Source organism: Weissella sp. DD23 (genome assembly GCF_001579105.1).
In the GTDB taxonomy this organism is placed as follows: domain Bacteria; phylum Bacillota; class Bacilli; order Lactobacillales; family Lactobacillaceae; genus Weissella; species Weissella cibaria.
In genome coordinates, this window is the sequence record NZ_KQ970390.1 from 473,033 (window position 1) to 473,807 (window position 775).

A 775-nucleotide genomic window follows, 5' to 3' on the forward strand; every position below is an offset into this window, starting at 1 on the left:
GCCCGCCAACATTAAGCTGGTTTTAACTTGTGCAGATGGCACTGCCAGCGTTTCGTTAATCGCGTCAGCCGTAATTCCTGAATGAATTGTCACTGGTAAATGGCCATCCGTCGTTTGAATCTCAGCACCGTAATTTGCTAACAATGCAACAATTCGATTCATTGGACGCCGCGTTAGACTCGCATCCCCTGTAATCGTTGCTGGTATCCCTAGTCCTGCTAGCACACCAATCATCAACCGCGTGGTCGTACCTGAGTTACCAAAATCAAATTGCAAAGGTTGTTGAAAATGATTGCTACGAATAGCCAAAGCCCCCGGACTTGTAATGATAAGTGCCTGGTCTTCGGTAACCTCAACGCTAACGCCTAACTGTTCAACTGCGTGAATCGTTTGCCAAGTGTCAGCGGACAACAACGGGTGGTTAATGCGCGTCACGCCAACTGCTAGTGCCCCTAAAATGATGGCCCGATGTGTGATGCTTTTATCACTCGCTACACGTAATTGACCATTTAGGCCATTTTGAATCGTCATAATATTTCCTCCAGATAACAAAAAAACGAACCGTGCGCCATGAAAGCACCGATTCGTTTAGAAAAATATCCAGCTGGTCATATTTTTTCTATTCCAAATCAAGCGCTTTTATGCTTTCGCCCGATTCGTAATAGAAAATGCTTCTATTTCGGGCACGTCGTGATTGACGTGCCCAGCACATTAATCACAATGTTCAGAAATAGAAGTAATAAGCATTATTAAATTGTGAGTCCTTAAACAACAT

The 775-nt window shown here is 44.1% G+C and carries 1 pseudogene; it reads right to left on the bottom strand.

The window, feature by feature from the left end:
* A pseudogene (locus WEIDD23_RS14370) lies at positions 1 to 531 on the bottom strand (3-phosphoshikimate 1-carboxyvinyltransferase); the annotation flags it as partial.
* Positions 532 to 775: the final 244 nt, after the last annotated feature.